This is a genomic window from Aliamphritea ceti (genome assembly GCF_024347215.1).
GTDB lineage: Bacteria > Pseudomonadota > Gammaproteobacteria > Pseudomonadales > Balneatricaceae > Amphritea > Amphritea ceti.
On the sequence record NZ_AP025282.1, the window covers coordinates 208,855 to 228,627 of the forward strand.

The window sequence follows — 19,773 nt, forward strand, 5'->3', positions numbered from 1 at the left end:
TTTGAGGGTTGAATTGTGGCCTTAAATTCACAACATAAACGCGTAAGCAAAAACCGTGTCAGCATCACTTATGATGTTGAAACAAACGGTGCGGTCGAAACCAAAGAACTGCCTTTGGTTGTTGGAGTGATGGGTGACTTTTCAGCCCACAAAGAAGACCGTGAAGAAGTTGAAGACCGGAGCTTTATCCAGGTTGATAAAGATAACTTCGACAATGTCATGAAACGGGTTGGTCCGGAACTGAAACTGAAGGTTGATAACACGCTGGCAGATGATGAAAGCCAGATCGGTGTAGAGCTGAAGTTTGACTCCATGAAGAGCTTTGAGCCTGATGCGATTGTTGGTCAGGTAGATGCTCTGCAGAAGCTGGCAGATACCCGTGCCCAGCTGAAGACGCTATTGTCTAAAGCTGACCGTTCCCGTGATCTGGAAAAACTGCTGAAAGAAGTGCTGCAAAGCGCAGATACCATCAATGCACTGTCATCTGAACTGGGTATTGAAGCGAAAGGAGACGACGCATGAGTGAAGAACAATTAAGCTCTGGCGCCGCGGGCGCAGCAGCAGCCGAAGAAGGTAGTTTTCTGGACCGTGCGATTGCCGCGACCACTCAGACACCTGAAGATACCACTAAAGAGCTTTTCTCTGTACTTGCTGAGCAGGCGCTGAGCGGTACCGTTGTGTGGGATAAAAACCTGACACTGACGATCGAAAAAGCCATTGGTGAAATCGATAAGCAAATGTCCCGTCAGTTGTCTGCGATCATGCAGCAGGATGACTTCCAGCAGCTGGAAGGCTCATGGCGTGGGCTGAACAAACTGGTTAAAGAAAGTGAACTGGGCCAGAGCCTGAAAATCCGTATGGTGGATTTCCAGAAAGAAGAACTGCTGGATCAGTTTGAAGATGCTCCGGCTGTTGACCGTAGCCCGTTATTTGAATCCCTGTATCAGCGTGAATTCGGTACTGCCGGTGGTGAACCATACGGCCTGCTGATTGGTGACTATAACTTCTCTCATAAAGATGAAGATGTAGCACTGCTGCGTTATATGGGTGAAACCGCTGCGGCCAGCCATGCGCCTTTCATTGCAGCTGCAAATCCGGAAATGTTCGAATTTAACAGCTTCGAAACCTTTGACGAAGGTAAGCCAGTAGCTGCAGGTTTTGATTCCCCTGCGTATGCTGCCTGGAATGCTTTCCGTGCCAGCGATGATGCCCGTTATGTAGCTCTGACTATGCCACGTACCTTGGCGCGTCTGCCATACGGTGACAAAGGTCTGGGCACCAATGCGTTCAACTACGAAGAGCTGGGTACAGACGCTGTGGGTAACCCGCGTCCGACTGATAACAGCCAGCTGGTCTGGTCTAATGCTGCCTACGATATGGGTCTGAAAATGACTCAGGCGCACACCGCTTTTGGCTGGTGTACAGCGATTCGTGGCATGGATAACGGCGGTAAGGTAGAAAACCTGCCTAACCTGACGTACCAGTCAGATGCCGGCGACCTGCAGCAGCAATGCCCTATTGAAGTAAACCTGACCGATGAGCGTGAAAAAGAGCTTAGCGATTTGGGCTTCCTGCCACTGGTTCACTACAAGAACACTAACTACGGTGTCTTCATTGGTGGTCAGACGACACAGAAGCCAAAGACTTATACCGACCCTGATGCGACCGGTAACGCGGCAATTTCTGCCCGCCTGCCATACATCATGGCAAGCAGCCGCATTGCGCATTACCTGAAAGTAATGGGCCGTGACATGCTGGGTTCCAACCTGGAAGCTGTTGATGTTCAGCGTGACTTGCAGACCTGGATTGACCAGTACACTAACTCCGGTGCTGTGGGTAATACAGAGCGTTCTAAAACGCCGCTGTGTGAATCACGCATTGAAGTGGTTGAGCAGCCAGGTCGTCCGGGTGCTTACTCGGCAGTTGCTCACCTGCGCCCATGGTTGCAGCTTGAAGAACTGACTACCTCTGTTCGTATGGTAACCAAGATCCCAGGCGGCTAAAGCCCCTGAGATCTGAGTCTATAAGGCTGATAACGGGGCCCGCTTTACGGCGGGCCTTGTATTCTTATGTTTCAAGATGACTGGCAAGACGCATTTAACGTACTCGATCCGCAAGAGGACGACTATCTCACCGGGGCACTGACACTTATCGGTCAGTGGGATGAGGCTTGTCTGCAAAATTCTGCCAGTTTGAAGTCCGGGCTTAATCGCCTGATTGCGGCACTTGATCAGCAACTTTCCACCCAGCTTTCTGAAGTGATGCATCACCAGGACTTTTCTGAGCTGGAGGCTCGCTGGCGCAATGTCCAGAGTTTGGTCACATTACCGGTTAATTATCAGCGTGTAGAAATTAAATTGCTTGATATCAGTTGGCGCGAAACCGTCTGGGATATCAACACCGCTGCCAGTCTGAAAAATAGCCGTCTGTATAACAAGATTGGTAACAAAGAACTTAATACTATGGGCGGCAAACCATTTGGCGCCATAGTGATCGATCATCAGGTATCCATGGAAATGGATTTTGATGATGACTACGACGACCTCTATACCCTTGAGTTACTGGGGCAGTTAGGGTCGATCTGTTTGTGTCCGTTTTTATTGGCGCCGGCAGAAGATTTTTTTGGTTATCCGGGAGCTGACTGGCTATCGGATACCCAACGGATAGGTAAAATTCTCGAAGGGCCGGATTATGTCGGCTGGCAACAACTACGTAACAGCGTAGGGGCTCGTTTTGTCGGGCTGGTCTTGCCGCAAATCAAATTACGCGATGCGTATGAAAATCATCCGATCGGCTTTGTTTTTGATGAACCTGAACGTGATAAGCCGGGTCTTTGGGGCAGTGCTGCTTTTGCCTTTGCCAGCATAATCATTCGTGAATATAACCGCATTAACTGGTTTGGTTTCATGAAGTCCCGCTGGCAGGATAAGTTTCAGGGGTCATTACTGAATTTGCCGCCCAATGCGACGCAACGTTCCCCCCTGAGTTCGCCGGCAACAGATGTGCGACTATTTGGCCGCTTGGCGAGTTTTTACAGCGAACAGGGGTTTGTGCCGCTGGCGCAGAGTAGCCTGACAGAAAAATTTTATTTTTACGGCAACAACTCTGTGTGGAAATCCCGCACGGGTGATGCCGATAAAGTGATCTGCCAGTTGCAGACCACTATGATGGTTTGTCGGATTGCTCATTACCTGAAGGTACAGATTCGCGGCATGATCGGTGGCTTTAGAACAGCGGCTGAGTGTGAATTGTTTCTTAGTCAGTGGCTGGATAACTATTGCAGCAATATTTCGGATGGTGATGAAGCCACACTGGCCCGTTATCCGTTACGTAAGTCTGATCTGAAGATCAGAGAAGTAGACGGCAGCCAGGGGCGTTTTAGCTGTGAAGTTGTGTTACAGCCTCAGTATCAGTTCGATAACTTTTTTGGTGAAGTTGTATTGGCGACTGATTTGGGTGAGGGCTCAGATATGAAGTCGGGAGCACTTGCATGAGCTTCTGGGAAAGCTTCCTGGCTGATCAGGAATATCAGGATGAGCATCAGGCATTACTGGCTTCAGTACAGCATCAGCTGACCTGTTTATTAGAGTCGGAAGCGCCTCTGATGGCATTTGATGAACGTCTGCCAACCCTGGATAGCTCTAATTTGCGCTACGGTGTTGACTGTCTGCAGTCAATTAGCAGCCAGGTAAATAAAGATCAGCTGGCCAGTAAGCTGGCTAACTGGATAAAAGCATTTGAACCACGGCTGAAGAGTGTCAGCGTGGAAGTTTTTGATCGTAAGGCGCAATCAAATTCGATTGAGTTTTCGTTGCTGGCAACGTTACAGGCCGGGGATACCTTACATTCGCTGGTGTTTGATTCAAACATCAGCCTGGCTAATCAGAAAGTGGATTTAGAGGGACAGGATATTGTCTGATCAGTTATTACGCTATTACGAGCGGGAGCTGGCATATGTACGCCGGGCGATGACTGCGTATGCCCAGCGTCATCCGGAGCAGGCCGCCAAGCTGCACATCGATCAGAACAGTATTGAAGACCCGAATATTAATCGTCTTATCGATGGTATGGCGTTACTGACAGCAAAAACTGAAGAACGGCTGGATAATCGTTTTCCGGAAATAGTCCAGGGGCTGTTATCGACCCTTTATCCTGGCTATAACCAGATACTGCCGAGTTACTGTGCTCTGCAACTGGATGCGCCGGCTGAGGATCTAAGTGAAGCGGTGTATTTACCGGCAAAAAGTCCGGTGACTATAGCGACACCGGATGGTAAACAGTGCCGTTTCTCTACTCTGGATGAATTGCATATCCAACCATACAGCCTGACAGATGTGTCTGCTCAGACTGCACCTTTTGTAAATAAGCCCGCTGGTGTACGTAATGCTGAAGCGGTTATTCAGCTGCGCATCAGCTGCTCAGACCCAGAAGCGAGCTTTGCTCAGCTGGATGTCGGACATTTTGATTTCTATGTGCGTGGTTTTGAACAAAATTCCGCCAGTCTGATTGAACTGCTTCTGACCCAGACAGAATCGATTGTTGTATCTGATGCGTTTGAGCAGCAACAAATAAGTGTCGATGCCAGCCGGATGATCAGCCGTATTGCTGATCCACAATTTAACTGGTTACCGCGTTATGGGAATCAGTTTGGCGGTTTCGATATGTTGCGGGATTACTTCACCTATCCTGACAAAGCTGCGTATTTCCGCATCACCGAACTTGGTGATGTGATGACGAAAGTAGATACAGCTGAGTTGCTGCTGAGTTTTTATGTGCGTGAACTGCCAGCGGAGTTCCTGCGTTTATTTAATACCGATGTGTTCAGTCTGAATACGGTACCGGCACTGAATTTATTTAAGCAGTCCGGCGAACCTATGACCTATGATTTCTCCCGTTTGAGTGTGCCTGTGATGGCCGACAGCGAGACCGACAGCAATCTGGAAGTGATCGCTGTTGATGGTGTCAGGGAGATACATTCTGATGGTGAATACCCGTTACGGCCGCTGTATAAAAGCAGTTATCGGCAGCCAGTAGATGCCAGACAGTGGCAGACGGTACAACGCTGGGATAAAACCGGCAAACGTCACATGGAGCTGACGATAAACTGCCAGCAAGCGGATTTACAGCAGGACCGTATCGTACTGGCGCTGGATCTGTGGTGTTGCAATGGTCGTCATCCCTGTGTGATTAAAGCGGGTGCTTTGGCGCAAAGCCAGGCAGCGATTGATTTACCGGGAGAGTTGAAAGTCTTACGGGCACCCAGTGCACCGCATTACCCGGTTTTAGATGAATCACTTAACTGGCGTTTTATTGCGTTACTGAATGCTAATTTTGCCTCGTTGCTACAAACCGATGAGCCGGCAGCAGCGTTACAGGAAGTGTTGTCTTTGTGTAATCACCGGCATACCTGCCGGCAGGCGGACAGCATTAAGGATGTTAGTTACCAGCAACAAGTAGCGCCGATGACCATTTGCGGGCAGAACATATTCGCCGCCGGTACCCGGGTAAATGTGGTGCTGGATGCTGCCATTATGAGTGGTCAGAGTGCAGTCTTTGCTGCGGTATTAAATGCCTTGTTTCTACAGTTTTGCAGTTATGACAGGTTTATCGAAGTGGATGTCAGCCATTTCGGCGATGACCGTTTTCGGCAGACATTCTCCCGTATGCATGGGAGTCAGTTATGTCTGTAATGGATACTGCACTGCAGCGGCCCAAGCGCTTTGATTTTCTGCAGGCTATCCGTTTGTTACGCAGTATGGCCCCGGACGCAGATGTTCAGTTGCGGGTGGAACCTATGCCGGAAGGCTATGCCCATGAAGTGCAGAGCATTCAGCAGCAGGGACGTGATTTTCAGATTCGTCTTGGTATGCAGGCGCTATCTGGTGTTAAAGGTGTGCTGCCTGATTATCTGTATGAAGCTTTGCTGGACAGTCTGCATCAGGATGACCATGCACTTAGTGAGTTTCTGGATATTTTTAACCATCGTTTTTTTCAGCTCAATCAGCGTGCGATGGAACAGCAAAATCTGTTGTTACAGGATGAGCAGGAACAGTTCAGCGGAACCTTGCCGAATCAGGTAAGCCAGCGACAGGCACTGAGCAAACTCGCGGCCCTGCCAGTGCATGGTGGGGATGATGCTGAGCTGCTGGGATACAGTATTTTGCTGGGTCTGAAGATTCGCAGCCTAAGTGGTTTGAAGCAATTACTGGAAGACTACTTTGAGCTTGCAGTTCAGGTACAGGTTGGCGGCAGTACCCGGCACCGGTTACCAACTTCATCACTGACCCGTTTAGGTGGTGCCAGTGCAAGCAGTCAGCTGGGGCAGGGGATGCTGCTGGGGAAAGTCGGAACCTTACACCGGCAGCGTTTAGAAGTACTTATAGAACCACGTAACCAGGCTGAGTTTGTACAGTTGAAAGATGATACTCAACTGACGCAGCGGTTACGGGAAGTCTGTCACGCGTATTTGCGGGACAGTAATGACTTACGCCTTTATCTGCATGTCAGAAGGGCGTTTATTTCCGAGCCGCAACTGAGCGCAGATAAGCGATTGGCTGTGCGGCTGGGTGAAGCGAATTGTTTAGCTCCTCAGGCGCAGCCTGATGAGTATCGAAAAATACTTTTAGTATAAGGAACAGGCATATGTCACAGGTGAAACTGGGAAATCTGGTTGCGAAGCTGGAAACAGGCTTAAAAAATGCTTTGGAACAGGCGGCCGGTGCAGCGATGAATCAGCAAGTGCCAGCGATAGAGACAGAGCACTGGCTGGTGCAGTTACTGACCTTAAAAGATACTCACTTGTTGCAAATGATCAGCGCACAAAATCTGGATCAGGAAAAATTATTAGGTGAACTGAATGCCCGGCTTAATGCGTTGCCAAAAGGCAGCGAAGGCCAGCCAACGTTGAGCAAAAGTATCAGTGATCTGATTGAGTCTGCCTGGCTGATGGCGTCGGTGGATTATGGGCATCAGCAGATTCTCAGTTTGCATTTGATCCTGGCAATGCTGCAAACCGACCACTTTGGCGTGAAAAAACTGGCCCTGAAATCACTGGAGTCTGTTTCTCTGGAAGCACTGCAGTCACAGGTTGCTAAATTATCCACAGGGGCTCCTGCAGGTGGCAGTGGTCCTGCTGTTGCAGCGGGAGCACCAGCTGCCGGTGGTGCGTTGGATAAATACACGGTTAACCTGACGGCACAGGCCCGTGATGGTCAGATTGATCCGATTTCAGGGCGTAATGATGAAGTGCGTCAGGCGATTGATGTGCTTTGCCGTAAGCGCCAGAACAACCCGATATTAGTGGGTGAGCCAGGTGTTGGTAAGACTGCTGTAGTTGAAGGCCTGGCATTGCGGATTATTGCCGGCGAAGTGCCAACGGCATTACAGGGCGTTGAACTGCATTCTCTGGATCTGGGCCTGTTACAAGCCGGAGCCAGCATCAAAGGCGAATTTGAAAATCGTCTGAAAGATGTAATTAACGAAGTTAAGAACTCGACTACCCCTATCATCATGTTCATTGATGAAGCGCATACACTGATCGGTGCTGGTGGGGCGGAAGGTCAGAATGATGCAGCAAACCTGCTGAAGCCTGCGCTGGCACGGGGTGAGTTTAAATCGCTGGCGGCGACAACATGGACTGAATATAAGAAGTACTTTGAGAAAGATCCGGCTCTGACCCGGCGTTTTCAGGTAGTTAAAATTGCCGAGCCAAGTGCTGAAGATGCAATCCAGATGCTGCGTGGTATCGGTGAGTCTCTGAGTGAGCATCACGGTGTATTTATCCGTGAAGAAGCGATTGAGGCGGCGGTGAATCTGTCGATTCGGTACCTACCGTCACGCCAGCTGCCTGATAAAGCAATCAGTTTGCTCGATACGGCTTGCGCCCGGATTGCTCTGACACAAAATGCCAAGCCTGAAACCATTGAGTATCTGGAACAGCAGATTCGTTACCTGAATAACGAACGCAGTGCTAAACAGACTGAACAGGCAGTATTCACCACTGGCGCTGACTCTATTGAGGCGCTTAATGGTCATATTGCTGAAATGAATGCTGAGCTGGAAGCACTGCAGTCTCGCTGGGAGCAGGAACTGGAACTGGTTGAGCAGATTCGCACTATTAAGAGTGAAATCCAGGCTGCTTATGCCGAAGATCATGTCACAGCAGAACAACAGCAACAGATGCTGCAGTTAATGGATCAGCTGGAAGCCCTGCAGGGTGATGATCCGTTGGTAGTGCCGCTGGTGAATCAGCAGGTTATATCATCAGTGATCAGCAGCTGGACGGGTATTCCGACAGGCAACATGATGCGCGATGAAGTCGCCAAGTTGCTGAGCATGGAAGATGATTTGCACAAACGGGTTATTGGTCAGGAAACGGCGATTAATGAACTGGCTAAGAGCATTCGCATTTCCCGGGCCGGTTTGACAGATAACCGTAAACCAGTCGGTGTATTCCTGATGTGTGGCCCGAGTGGTGTTGGTAAAACCGAAACCGCGATGGCACTGGCTGATCAGGTATTTGGTGGCGAAGACAGCATGACGGTTATCAACATGACCGAGTTTAAGGAAGAGCATAAAATCTCCATGCTGCTGGGTTCCCCGGCCGGTTATGTAGGTTTTGGTGAAGGTGGTGTACTGACAGAAGCGATTCGCCGTAATCCTTATTCAGTACTGTTACTGGATGAAATGGAAAAAGCTCACCCGGGTGTTCATGACCTGTTCTACCAGATTTTTGACAAAGGCCATATTAAAGACAGTGAAGGCCGTACGATCGACTTTAAAAATACCATCATCATTATGACGTCTAATGCGGCTGATCAGGCGATTTGTGATATCTGTGATGCCAATGAAACCCGTCTGGATAATGCCGATCTGGTGGAAGAAATTCGTCCGGAACTGCAGAAGTTCTTTAAGCCTGCGTTCCTGGGGCGTACCACTGTCGTGCCGTATTACCCGCTGAATGCTGAAGAGCTGATGAAGATTACAGAGATTAGTCTGAAGCGAATCCGTAAGCGTCTGGTTGAGCAATACAGTGCCAGCTTCGAATGGGATCAGGACTTATTGGATCTGGTGGTAACCCGAAACACCGATCCGACTACTGGTGGCCGGGCAGTTGAGCAAATCATCAATCGCTCGCTGATGCCGCAGCTGGCAGAGCAGTGCATTACCCGACTGAGTGAAGGGCAAGCCATTAATGCGGTAAAAGTCAGTGTTGAGCAGGGTAATCTGCAGCTGGCTATCGACTAAACGGCGAAAGGAGTAGCTGTTTGCTGAAAAATTGCCTGAAATGGCACCTATGTGCCGGTTTCATAAGCAGTTTGCTCACCTCAAGCCTTGCCAGAGGTGAGCAATGCAAACACAATATGAACATGTATAAACAACCATTTTCTGTCTTGTCAGCGGTTCTGCTCAGTGTCTTTATGATGCTGCTGCCGACGGCCGCCCAAGCGCAGGAACGTATCAGGCTGGCTACACAGAGCTGGCCACCGTTTCAGATGGTTGAAGAAGGTCAGCTGAAAGGTCAGGTCATCGAGCGAGTACAATGTGCATTACGTGAAATGGGGCAGCCTTATGAACTGCACCTGATGCGCTGGGACCGGGCACAGTTACTGGTGGAAACAAATCAGTTTAACGGCTTCTTTTCCGGTTCACCGAACAGCTCCCGGGCGCGCTATGCGGTACCTTCTGCGCCGGTTGTTTCAGTGCCGTTGAGCTGGTATCTGGCACCGAATGTGGAGTTGGATGTTACCAGCGAGGTGGCTAAAGATCAGGCCAGATATGGCGCTAAGTTTAATACCTCAAAATGGCTGTTTCTGGCAAAGAATGGCTATAACGTAGTGAAGAAACCGCAGGATGCTGAAGCTCTGTTGCGAATGCTACGTAACGGTGACCTTGATGTGGCACTGGAATATGAAGATGTATTTGAACTGGCGATGAAAAATCAGGGCGTGTCGCCCCAGCGATTTAAGAAGATTCCCTATAAAATCCGGGATCTTAGTGTACATTTCTCAAAAACCTTTTTGCATCAGCGGCCAAACTTTATCAATACCTTCAACGCTGCTCTGGTTCAGTGTATAAAGAGTGAATCATGACGATAAGCATCCAGCTGGTTGAAGTGCCAGAAAACGAGAAAGTCCCCAGTCGCCAGATTATTCTGCCGGCAAATGGCGGCACTATTGGTCGTGCCTACGACTGTACGCTGGTGTTACCAGATTTCGACCGTAAGCTGTCCCGCAAACACATTCGTATTGATCTCTCTTCGCAAGGCAGTTTTCAGGTAACGGATCTGAGTATCAATGGTGCAACGCTTAATCAGCAGCCTCTTAATCGCGGTATTGCACAGCAAATTAACGACGGTGATATTTTAAAACTCGGCGACTACACCTTGTTACTGAGTGATATGGTGCCTTTTCTGACCGATAGCGTTGAGGTTGAAGAGCCTAGTCCTGAGCAACGTCGTGAACCGATGTTTTCTGTTGATAACTTACAGATTGATGAGTTCAGTACACCGCTGGATGAGCTGCATGGTAATGAGATCCAAATGCCGCAGGAAGCTGAATTTTCTCCTGAAAATGTGATGGCAGATGATCAGTTCGGGCATGATCCGTTTGATGACTCGATCGAGTTAAAGACACCGGAGCCACGGCTTAAATCTGACCCCCTGTTAAATGCTGAAATGGTCACTCTGGAAACAGATGATCTGGAGCCAGGCAACGACAGTTTCCAGCTGAGCAGGAATATTCAGCAGCTGCAACGCACGTTGCAGCAACAGCAGCAAATGCAAATGGGTATGTACGGCCAGGACAAGTTGCTGGAATGTCTGGGAGCAACGTTGGACCGTTTTCTCGAGGAATTTGAACCGGGCCAGCTGGAAGGCATGTTTGATGAATATACCTCTGGTTGGGGTAACCGGGATAAAAAATACTGGCGTCTGTATAAGAAGCAGTTTAGCCGCCGCCGCGACCGTAAAGAATTTCATCAGCAGTTCACTGCGTTGTTTATGGAAGAGCTGCGGAGGAAAAATTAGTGCGCGGATTGCTTGTTGCTCTGCTGGCGCTGGTGCTTACTGCCTGCTCGTCATCATCACCACAGGAAACACCTCCACCGGTGAGCCGGGTGCTACATATCAGTACTGCTGGCCAGCTGAATCCTTATGGTGGTGAAAACTCACACCCGGTGGTGTTGCGTCTTTATCAGCTAAGTGAAGCGGGTACTTTTCGTAATGCTGAGTTTCTTGATCTTTATAAGAATGACCAGCAGGTGCTGGCCAGTACGCTGGTAGATACCTTGTATTTAGATCCCATGCTGCCGGCAACTGACCAGCAGATAAATATAGATGTACATTTTCGCAGCCGATATTTGGCGGTGTTCGCAGAGTTTTCTGAATATGAAAACGCAGTAAGCCGGGCATTGCTTAAGCTGGACGAAAGTAACGATGACCAGGAATTCAAAATTGAAGTCACCGGCCTGCGGGTAACACTTGTTACGCAGCCGGAGAAGTCCTGGTGGCAGAAGTTATAGGCAGGGGTAATACGTGAGACGACAGCAAAGAGTAGTCTGGCAGGAAGGGATGTTTATCTCGCCGCAGCACTTTCAGCAGCAGGACAGACATTACCGCCATTATGTTGAACAGTATGCGGTAGCAGCTGGTCATGACGGATATGGTCTGTGCGAACTGCAGATAGATCGTGAACGGCTCAAAATTGGTAAAATTGTTATTACCGTCTGTAAAGGTGTGTTCCCGGATAATACCTATTTCGAAAGTAATCATGAACTGCTGTTAAATGTGCCGGAAAATACTCTCAATAAGAGCGTTTTTCTTGCCTTGCCTCTGGTAGTTGACGGCGAGGTTGAATACGGAGCTGCAGCAGAGAAACGCCGTCATCTGGTTGAAGATATAACCCTGTTCGATACTTCCGATGCCAGCACCAACAGTGTTGATGCCAAGGTTGCCCGGCCGAATATTCGTTTATTGCTGGAAGGTGAAGATACTACAGGTCTGACTGTTATACCTGTGGCGCGTATTCTGGAACGCCGGGAAAGCGGTGCGATTATTCTGGATCAGCGGTTTATTCCCGCCAGCCTGCATTATGGTGCATCCGCGTTGCTGACAGAGCGGTTGCAGGAATTACAGGTGCTGATCGAAACCCGTGCAAACATGGTGCAACAGCGAATTGGTAATGGTCAGCAGAGTATGAGTGAGCAGAGTTTGTTACGCGAGTATCTCTGGCTGCAAACCCTTAATCGCTGGATCCCCTGGCTGACACATACGCTGGATAACCCACAAACCCTGACCCAGGAAGTGTATTTGAAGCTGGCGACTTTCTCCGCTGAACTGAATAGCTTTACGCCTGCTATTGCTAAGCCTCTGGCCTCCCTGCAATACGATGCAATGCACCGTGGTTTTATGCCGCTATTTGCCAAGTTGCGTGAGCAATTGTCTGTGGTACAGAAAGACAGTGTGCTGGAATTCCCATGGGATACCCGTTTATTTGAAAAGCGCCGTTTATTGCGAGCGTCTGTAGCAGATATCAGTAACCTCAGTTCACACCGCTTTATTCTCTGTGTTGAGTCCAGCATTGGTAGCGCAGCGTTATCTCAGCTAGTGCCAAGCGCTTGTAAACTATGTGGGTTGTCTCAAATCGCAGAAGTGGTGCGTAATGCCCTGTCGGGTGTGACACTGACATCTATGCCCGTGGCACCAAGTGAACTGAAATCTAAGTCTGATGCGGCTTATATCGAGATCGATACGCATCACCCTTACTGGCAGAGTCTGGTGGAGAAACGTGAGCCGCTGGCGTTGCATGTAGATGTTCGGATTCCGGATATCAAAATTAAACTCTATGTGCTGGATTAAGCCTGTATGAGTCAGGATTATCTGGACGAACCTACCGTAAATATCCGCCAGGCTGATGCTGTCAGCCCGGCAATGGATCAGTCACGTCCGCTAATCCCGCTGGAAAATGCACCGGCACTCAAATATCAGCTGCAGAATATTCAGCAGCTTCAGCAATTTAGTCAGTATCCGAATCCTTTGCTGAATGCCTGTGCAGAAGCACTGGCGCTATGTGTCAGTGTGCAGCGAATGTCCCGTCCGGATGATATGCACCGTTTTCGTCAGGGGCTGGTGAATGCCATTACTGATCTGAAACAGCGTATTGCGGGGCTGGATTATCCTGCTTCAGTCGCAGATAAAACCTGTTTCCTGTTCTGTATCGTACTGGATGAGTTCATCCTTAACTGTGACTGGAATGAAGAATGTCGCTGGGAAAATCAAACCTTACTCAGTGAACTGTTCGGCATGCGGGATGGTGGTGAACAGTTTTATGTTGTCGTGGAAAAAGCACTTGGCCAGCCAAACTTGCTGGTGGATATGCTGGAAGTTATCTATGTGCTGCTGAAAATTGGCTTTAAAGGCCAATATCATCTTCAGGGCCAGAAGCATATCGATGCGATTTATTACAAGATCGAAAGCGTATTGCGCGATACCCAGACACCGACGTTACAGATTCCCTTACAAAAAGATATGCAAGCTAAGGCTCGTCGAAGTAGACGTCCGGGTGGCCAGATGCCGTTTATTGGTCTGGCGATGGTGTTTTTATTTGCCTTAGCGGCAAGTTGGGTGGGGTTGTCTTTCTGGTACAAGGATACCTACGCCAGCCGGGCAGAAGGCTTTACTATGCTGGCGGAATATACTGATAAATTACAGCAGCGTCATGACGATAATGTTGTGGTGTATGTCAGCACCGATGATGAGTTGAAAAAGATAGTTACCGCACCCGCACCTAAGCCAGTGGTTAAAGCAGTAAGCAAACCGGTGATTTCTGTGAGTAAATCGCCTATTACTGGCGGCTGGGTAGTGCAGGTAGGCTCCTTCCTGCGTGAAACAGATGCTCAGGCACGAGTTGCTAAATATGACTTTACCACCCGCGGTTCGGTGATTCAGTACTGGAAAGGGCGTTACAGAATTCTCTTACCAGTGGCTAACCGTGCAGCAGCACTCAGTTTGATGCAGACGGTCAGGAAGGAAGGTGTAAGTGATGCCTTTATTTTTCACAGTAAAAGCGTAGGAGGTTAACGGTGGCGAAGAAATCACGCCCGGTGTGGCCGTTTATACTTGTTGCTGTATTGATAGGTGTTTGCCTGTTTGGCGGATCGTATCTGTTGCAATTCTGGAGTTTTGCTAACCCTGTTGAAATGACTGTAAGCGGGTTAACAGCTCTGTTACTGGCAGCTATGGCAGGTGGTTTAAGCTGGAAGTTTCTGGGCAGTAAGAATGTGCCGGAAGAGGATGCTGAGCAACTGGAACGTGCCGATAAACGTAAATATTTGCAGGCGCAGTTAAATCTGCATCTGCAGGCTTGTTGGCAGCATGTGCGCCAGTTGCGCGGGGCGCCTTATGCGATTCCCTGGTATTTCATGCTCAATCGTAAGCCCGGTGATGCAGAGCTGCTGCAACATATGGGGTTCGATAAAGTTAAGCTTGAGTCTACCACCCAACCTTTACCGGTAGCGTTCTGGCTGAATGAAAGTGCTGTTCTGATTGAACTACATGCTGATGCGGATGCTGACAGTGTGGAGTTTTGTCAGCAATTACTGATCAGGCATTTGAGTAAGCAGCGGCCAAGACAGGGAGCTAACGGAATTCTGCTGGCGGTGCCTGTACAGGAGATTATGAACCGCAGCAGCGATCAGCTGGAAGTGCTGGCTAAACAGCAGCGCGGATTCATTAAAACCCTCAATCAGGCGTTTGGCATCAGTTTGCCGGTGTATTCACTGTTTACGGAAGTGTCAGGTGTCAGTGATTTTTGCCAGTACTTTGCCAGTTTTGATGAGCGCCAGTTAGAGCAGCCGTTCGGGGCAATGCTGCCGGCAGATAAGAAAGGCTTTGATCCACAGTGGTTTGAAGCTTCTTTTGATGCCCTGCAGGCGCAATTATCACTTAACAGTACGTCGGCACTGAGTGCGCAACTGACAGAGTCTTATCGCAGTTCAATCATTGCAGGTCCGCATCAGTTTGGCTTGTTGAAAGCAGATCTGGCGAGTTATTTCCGTCAGTTGTTTCTTGATAACCAGTACCAGACTAAAGCGCTGCAATTCCGCGGTTATTTTTTCGTAAACGCCCATGGAGAAGGTTTACCTACTGACCGTCTGACGATGCATCTGGCTTCCCGGCTGGGGTATTCAACCTTGTTACCGGCACCAAATGATGCAGTACCGCATCAGTTGTTTGCCCGTCAGTTGCTGCAGCAGAGTATCTTGCCTGAAAAGTCTCTGGTGGGTGTTAACCGTTATAAAGAAAATAGTTATGGCTTGTTGAAGCTGGTGTTTTCAGTCAGTTTGCTGGCGATACTGGGGGCCTGTTTATGGCTCTTCAAAGCTAATTATGATCATTACACTGCCATGGAACAGCAAGCTCAGCAGCAGCTGACAGCTTATAAACGTCAGCTGATCAACAATAAGGATCAGAGCGATGAACTGGCAGTACCTATCGCGAACCTGACTGAACTGCGGAAAATACGGGCGATTTTCCATCAGCCTGAGCCCTGGTATGTGATGTCTTTCCTGCCGAACCCAAGTATTAAGCAAGCGGTGGACACTGCTTATGATGATGCGCTTAAAGGCCAGTTGTTAATTGAACTGCGCGATTATCTGCTGCGGGATTTATATGTGTATAACCGCCTGGATAATAAAGTTAAAACGCTCGAACTGTATAACTTACAGAAGCAGTTATTTAATTCTCAGCGCACAGATGTAAATACTCTGAGTAACTACTATCTGAATTCGCTTCAGGAAGAAGGAGTCACCGATAGCAGGCTGATAAACCAGTTTAAGCTGTTATTGGGTGATTTGTTTGCGCTGAAGGTTGCACCCCCAAAAGATAATCAGGAATTGCTGGAGTTAGTCGATCAGTCGCTGGCAACTCAGGATCTGGGGGATTTACTCTATACCCAGTTATTACAGCAGCCGCATCTTAGTCAGAAGCTGAACCTGCTGGATAAGCTGGGGCAGAATTATGATGACGTCTTTGTTTTTAATAATAAGGATGTTTATAAGGTGCCTTACATGTTCACCCGTGAAGGCTTCCTTGAAATCATGGGTAGCTCCGGTTTCGAATTCGCCAATGACTGGGTATCTGATTATAAAGATGTCGTTGGTGATATCAGTGGTAATCAGGACTTTAGTCAGATCAACCGTAAATTGCGACTGCGCTATACCCGGGATTATGTCGAGCACTGGCAACGTTTCGCCAATGCAATTGAATGGCAGCCGACAACCGGCTGGAGTGAAATCAGCCAGCAGCTGATGTCTGCCACAGATCCGGCCAGTTCACCTTTGTTAAGGGTGTATGAGCTGTTGGATTACAATACTAATCTTGAGGCTGTTGTTGCGGATACGTTAAAGGCGCAAGCCGCCAGCAAGGCAAAGCCGGAAGTAGCTGAAGGGGAAAGCGCTGGCCAGACTTCTGCTCCAAGTGCCCTGGCGCCGGCTGATTTACAAACCCCCGCTAAACATCTTGGGATTACCCAGGCGGCAGATGCTATTGCTAAGCCATTCGTTGCCTACCGACGACTGATTACAGCCGATGATAAAGGTGTCAGTCCGTTAGGTTTTGCGACTCAGCATATGACCGCGACTCTGGAATGGTTGCAGCAGGGAGTTCAGAGTAAACAGCGTGGCAGTAAGTTTCTGGGGCAGTTAAATGCCGAAGTGAATAATCCGTTGCAACGTCAGCTGGATATCGCCGTGAAATATAATGGTGTTGTACGTGACATGCTCGAGAACACTTCGAGGCAGTTAAATGATCTGGCGATGCTCGAAGTACAGGACTACCTGCAGCAACGCTGGCAGATTGAAGTACTTAATGACTATCATCAGAGCGTCGCGCCTTATTATCCGTTAAATCCGCTTTCGGAGCAGGATGTTGCTCTGTCGACCTTTAAAGAATTTTTCGCAGCAGACGGCCGGATCAGTGATTTTGCCAAGCGCTATGAGCCTTACTTTACAGATAAAGAAAATATCTACCCTGGCTTACCGAGTTATCTTCAGGACCAGGATATTACTATCAACCGTCAGTTCTGGCTGATGTTAGGGCGTCTGAAACAGGTACAGGCTGTGCTGTTTAATAATGCGGTACTTGGTTTTAGCTTCTCTGTACGGATTGATGCGATGAGTACAGGTGTCACAGAGTTTAATCTGCGCAGTGATAAACCGTTATATACCTATCGTAATGGCCCGGCTCTTTGGGCGAAGATGAACTGGCCTGTGTCCGAAAACAGCAGTCGTACTCTGAGCTTACAGCTGAAGAGCGGCACGAAAGTCCTTAATGAAGCCAGTTACGCCGGTGTCTGGAGTTGGTTCCGGTTGGTGGATCAGTTACAGGGTGAGTCGCTACCGGACGGCACCACTAACAGTCTCACCTGGCAGAAAGGCACGGAGTCGGCCAGCCTGTTGGCGCGTATCGAAAACGGTGAGAACCCTCTATATGTTGGCTTCTTTGATCAGTTACAGCTGCCCGACCGGCTTTAAGTCTTAATGATTTCTGAGGTATTAACTCAGTTAGGTTATCGGGTGTCTGATGCCCAACAGCTGAGTGCACGTGTCTGGAGTGCCTGGCACACCGAATGTCGACGCTGGGACTGCCTGAAGTTCGCGCAGAGCGCTGAACACTGCTACGGCATACGTCGGGAGGCGTATTGGCTAAAAGAACTTCACAGGGCTTCATATCAGGCCTGTGCTGCTTTTCAGGGACATTATCAGCTAAGTGGTTATGAGGTTTTAGTAACAGGCCGGCTAAATGCTGAGCCTTTGTCAGAGTTGCTTCGCCAAGGCTTTGAATTTCATGCTGAATTCAGGCTTCAACTGTACCTTACACTGCAACAACTTCACCGATTGGACATCTGTCATGGCGATTTAAAACCTGCCAACATAATGGTGGTGGATAATCGTCCTGTATTGGTTGATTTCGCCAGTGCTGCCGCACTGGATACACGGATTTCTGAATTGTCTTATCGCAGTTTCAGTCCGTCTTACAGTTTGCCAGCATTGCAACGAGGTGTTGGGGCTGTGGATATCATTCATGACTGGTATGGATATCTGGTAATACTAAGTTTGATAAGTAATGCAGCATTCTTTAAGCCGGACTGGTCAGACTCCGCCGCAGTGATTACAACAGCTGACAGTCTGTTGTCGGTGAGTGATGATCTGACGACAGATGCCAGACAGTTTTTGGCACACCAAATACAGCGTCTGCCTGATTTTAAATGATGTATCAGGCAGAGAAAGGACGATCGGAAATAGGGACGAACAACAGGCTGCTGGCGATACCGGCAGGATACCGAGACGAAGCATATGAAACTGAAATTCGTAAAACGCAAAATCCAGGACAAGATGTTCGGCAACACGCAGAATACTGCCATTGGTGTACAGAAGGCTGAAATGGCCGATGCCCGTTTGGGAGCAACATACATGCTGGCACATACGGATATGAAAAAAGTCCCGGCTTTCTCGCTGGACCCGATCGGTGCTTTTGTTTCTGATACGACACCGCTATCTGAGCTCAAGACAGGCTGTCAGTATTTTCTGACTAAGGTAGACAGGGAAGCCAAACTGGCTGCAAAAGCTGAACAGCTTAAAGGTAAAGTTTCTGCGAAAGGCCAACAGCTTAAAAGTGCGATTAAGAATAGTAAGGCGGCACATAAGGCTGAAGATTTTGGCAATGCAATTAAGTCCAGCAAGGTAGGCACTGCAGCGGCTGCTGCCGGACATAAAATGTCTGAGCTGGCGGTGAAAATCCAGGAACAGATTGCCGGTTTTTTCCGCAAGATGATGGAAAAAATACGCCTTACTTATGGTGATGCATTATTCGGTATGGAATGGGTTACCGAGTTCGGTATGTGGGCTGTCTCCAGTTTCACAAAAGGCCTTGCTGATCTGATTCCGGGCTGGGGCTATGTTCAGGCCGGTGCTGATATTATTGCCGGTGTGAGTGCGGCGGTACGTAAATCAATTGATTTACATAATGTTTACTGGAGCGGGCGTGGTGTTGAGTTACAGGGAGGGCATCCCTGTGTGATTGCTAATGCTCTGAAACGTCATGCCGCAACTGGCATTGCTTCAGGTATTAAAGATGTTTTTGTGGGCGCTGGCAGTATGACGTTTACTGCTTTGGGCGATGCATTTGCGGGTGCAGGTACTATCTACACTGCAGTGACAGGTGTTCTAAGCAGAATAATGGCATTTGTTGATTATATTATTCAGCGAGCGAGAGTGACTAAGGTGCTCAAGCAGGCCCGTAAAGCCTGGGATCAGCGTCTGTCACCAGGTTCTCTGGTGAATGATCACAAGCGTTTTTCTGAATGGTTTCAGACAGCTGTGATTACTACACCTGTGGTTGCTGCTCTGGTGATGGGGTCAGGCTTTGCGGCACATCCGTATCGCTTCCTGCAGTTGTTACAACCAAATGAGGCGTTACTGGGTTCAGCGGAATACACTAAAGGTGTACACCATATAGAAAAACTGAAGAAATACTCATCCAAATATATTCAGGAATACAATGACTCTTACAACGTTACTTTTGTGAGTGACGACGGTGTTATTACCGCAAGGTTGAAAGAGATTCAGGAAAATTACAGTGTATTGCATGAGTATGAGTACACACGGGCGCCTTCTGCGACACCATCGCCTGCGGCATCTCCGTCAGCAGTAAGTGCCGGGGCCAGTGCTTCAGCTCCGCAGGCGTCAGTATAGGGCGTAAGTCTTACGTGATTACCT

15 protein-coding genes are annotated in these 19,773 nt (G+C 48.8%); all 15 read left to right on the forward strand.

All coding sequences use genetic code 11. The features are described from left to right. Positions 1-15: 15 nt before the first annotated feature. Entirely contained in the window at positions 16-522 is a 507-nt protein-coding gene (gene tssB / locus OCU49_RS00885; protein ID WP_261843147.1) for a type VI secretion system contractile sheath small subunit, read from the forward strand. Then, on the forward strand, positions 519-2,003 hold the full coding sequence (gene tssC, locus OCU49_RS00890; protein WP_261843148.1) for a type VI secretion system contractile sheath large subunit: 1,485 nt from the start codon (positions 519-521) through the stop codon (positions 2,001-2,003). The genes tssB and tssC overlap by 4 nt, the downstream gene beginning before the upstream one ends. A 66-nt stretch (positions 2,004-2,069) precedes the next feature. Further along, positions 2,070-3,494, forward strand: coding sequence for a type VI secretion system contractile sheath domain-containing protein (locus OCU49_RS00895; protein WP_261843149.1), 1,425 nt, complete (start codon positions 2,070-2,072; stop codon positions 3,492-3,494). After that, positions 3,491-3,919 carry a type VI secretion system baseplate subunit TssE gene (gene tssE, locus OCU49_RS00900; protein ID WP_261843150.1) on the forward strand — a complete coding sequence of 143 codons (429 nt, stop codon included), beginning with the start codon at positions 3,491-3,493 and terminating at the stop codon, positions 3,917-3,919. Before OCU49_RS00895 ends, tssE begins: the two co-directional genes overlap by 4 nt. Continuing rightward, positions 3,912-5,690 carry a type VI secretion system baseplate subunit TssF gene (gene tssF, locus OCU49_RS00905; protein WP_261843151.1) on the forward strand — a complete coding sequence of 593 codons (1,779 nt, stop codon included), beginning with the start codon at positions 3,912-3,914 and terminating at the stop codon, positions 5,688-5,690. Before tssE ends, tssF begins: the two co-directional genes overlap by 8 nt. Beyond that, positions 5,681-6,631, forward strand: a complete 951-nt coding sequence (locus OCU49_RS00910; protein WP_261843152.1) for a type VI secretion system baseplate subunit TssG — start codon at positions 5,681-5,683, stop codon at positions 6,629-6,631. The genes tssF and OCU49_RS00910 overlap by 10 nt, the downstream gene beginning before the upstream one ends. An 11-nt stretch (positions 6,632-6,642) precedes the next feature. Further along, entirely contained in the window at positions 6,643-9,246 is a 2,604-nt protein-coding gene (tssH, locus tag OCU49_RS00915) for a type VI secretion system ATPase TssH (protein WP_261843153.1), read from the forward strand. Between the two features lie 116 nt (positions 9,247-9,362). Further along, positions 9,363-10,091 carry a substrate-binding periplasmic protein gene (locus tag OCU49_RS00920; protein WP_261843154.1) on the forward strand — a complete coding sequence of 243 codons (729 nt, stop codon included), beginning with the start codon at positions 9,363-9,365 and terminating at the stop codon, positions 10,089-10,091. Next, positions 10,088-11,026 carry an FHA domain-containing protein gene (locus OCU49_RS00925; protein WP_261843155.1) on the forward strand — a complete coding sequence of 313 codons (939 nt, stop codon included), beginning with the start codon at positions 10,088-10,090 and terminating at the stop codon, positions 11,024-11,026. Before OCU49_RS00920 ends, OCU49_RS00925 begins: the two co-directional genes overlap by 4 nt. Then, entirely contained in the window at positions 11,026-11,520 is a 495-nt protein-coding gene (gene tssJ, locus OCU49_RS00930) for a type VI secretion system lipoprotein TssJ (protein ID WP_261843156.1), read from the forward strand. Before OCU49_RS00925 ends, tssJ begins: the two co-directional genes overlap by 1 nt. Positions 11,521-11,533: 13 nt before the next feature. Beyond that, complete coding sequence (gene tssK, locus OCU49_RS00935) at positions 11,534-12,856, forward strand: type VI secretion system baseplate subunit TssK (RefSeq protein WP_261843157.1); 1,323 nt, start codon at positions 11,534-11,536, stop codon at positions 12,854-12,856. A gap of 6 nt (positions 12,857-12,862) precedes the next feature. Next, a complete protein-coding gene (gene icmH, locus OCU49_RS00940) occupies positions 12,863-14,077 on the forward strand; it encodes a type IVB secretion system protein IcmH/DotU (RefSeq protein WP_261843158.1) in 1,215 nt (404 codons plus the stop codon). 2 nt (positions 14,078-14,079) lie between these two features. After that, a complete protein-coding gene (tssM, locus tag OCU49_RS00945) occupies positions 14,080-17,529 on the forward strand; it encodes a type VI secretion system membrane subunit TssM (RefSeq protein ID WP_261843159.1) in 3,450 nt (1,149 codons plus the stop codon). A gap of 6 nt (positions 17,530-17,535) precedes the next feature. After that, positions 17,536-18,267 carry a serine/threonine-protein kinase gene (locus tag OCU49_RS00950; protein ID WP_261843160.1) on the forward strand — a complete coding sequence of 244 codons (732 nt, stop codon included), beginning with the start codon at positions 17,536-17,538 and terminating at the stop codon, positions 18,265-18,267. Between the two features lie 84 nt (positions 18,268-18,351). Continuing rightward, positions 18,352-19,749, forward strand: coding sequence for a hypothetical protein (locus OCU49_RS00955; protein WP_261843161.1), 1,398 nt, complete (start codon positions 18,352-18,354; stop codon positions 19,747-19,749). The last annotated feature ends 24 nt before the right edge of the window (positions 19,750-19,773 follow it).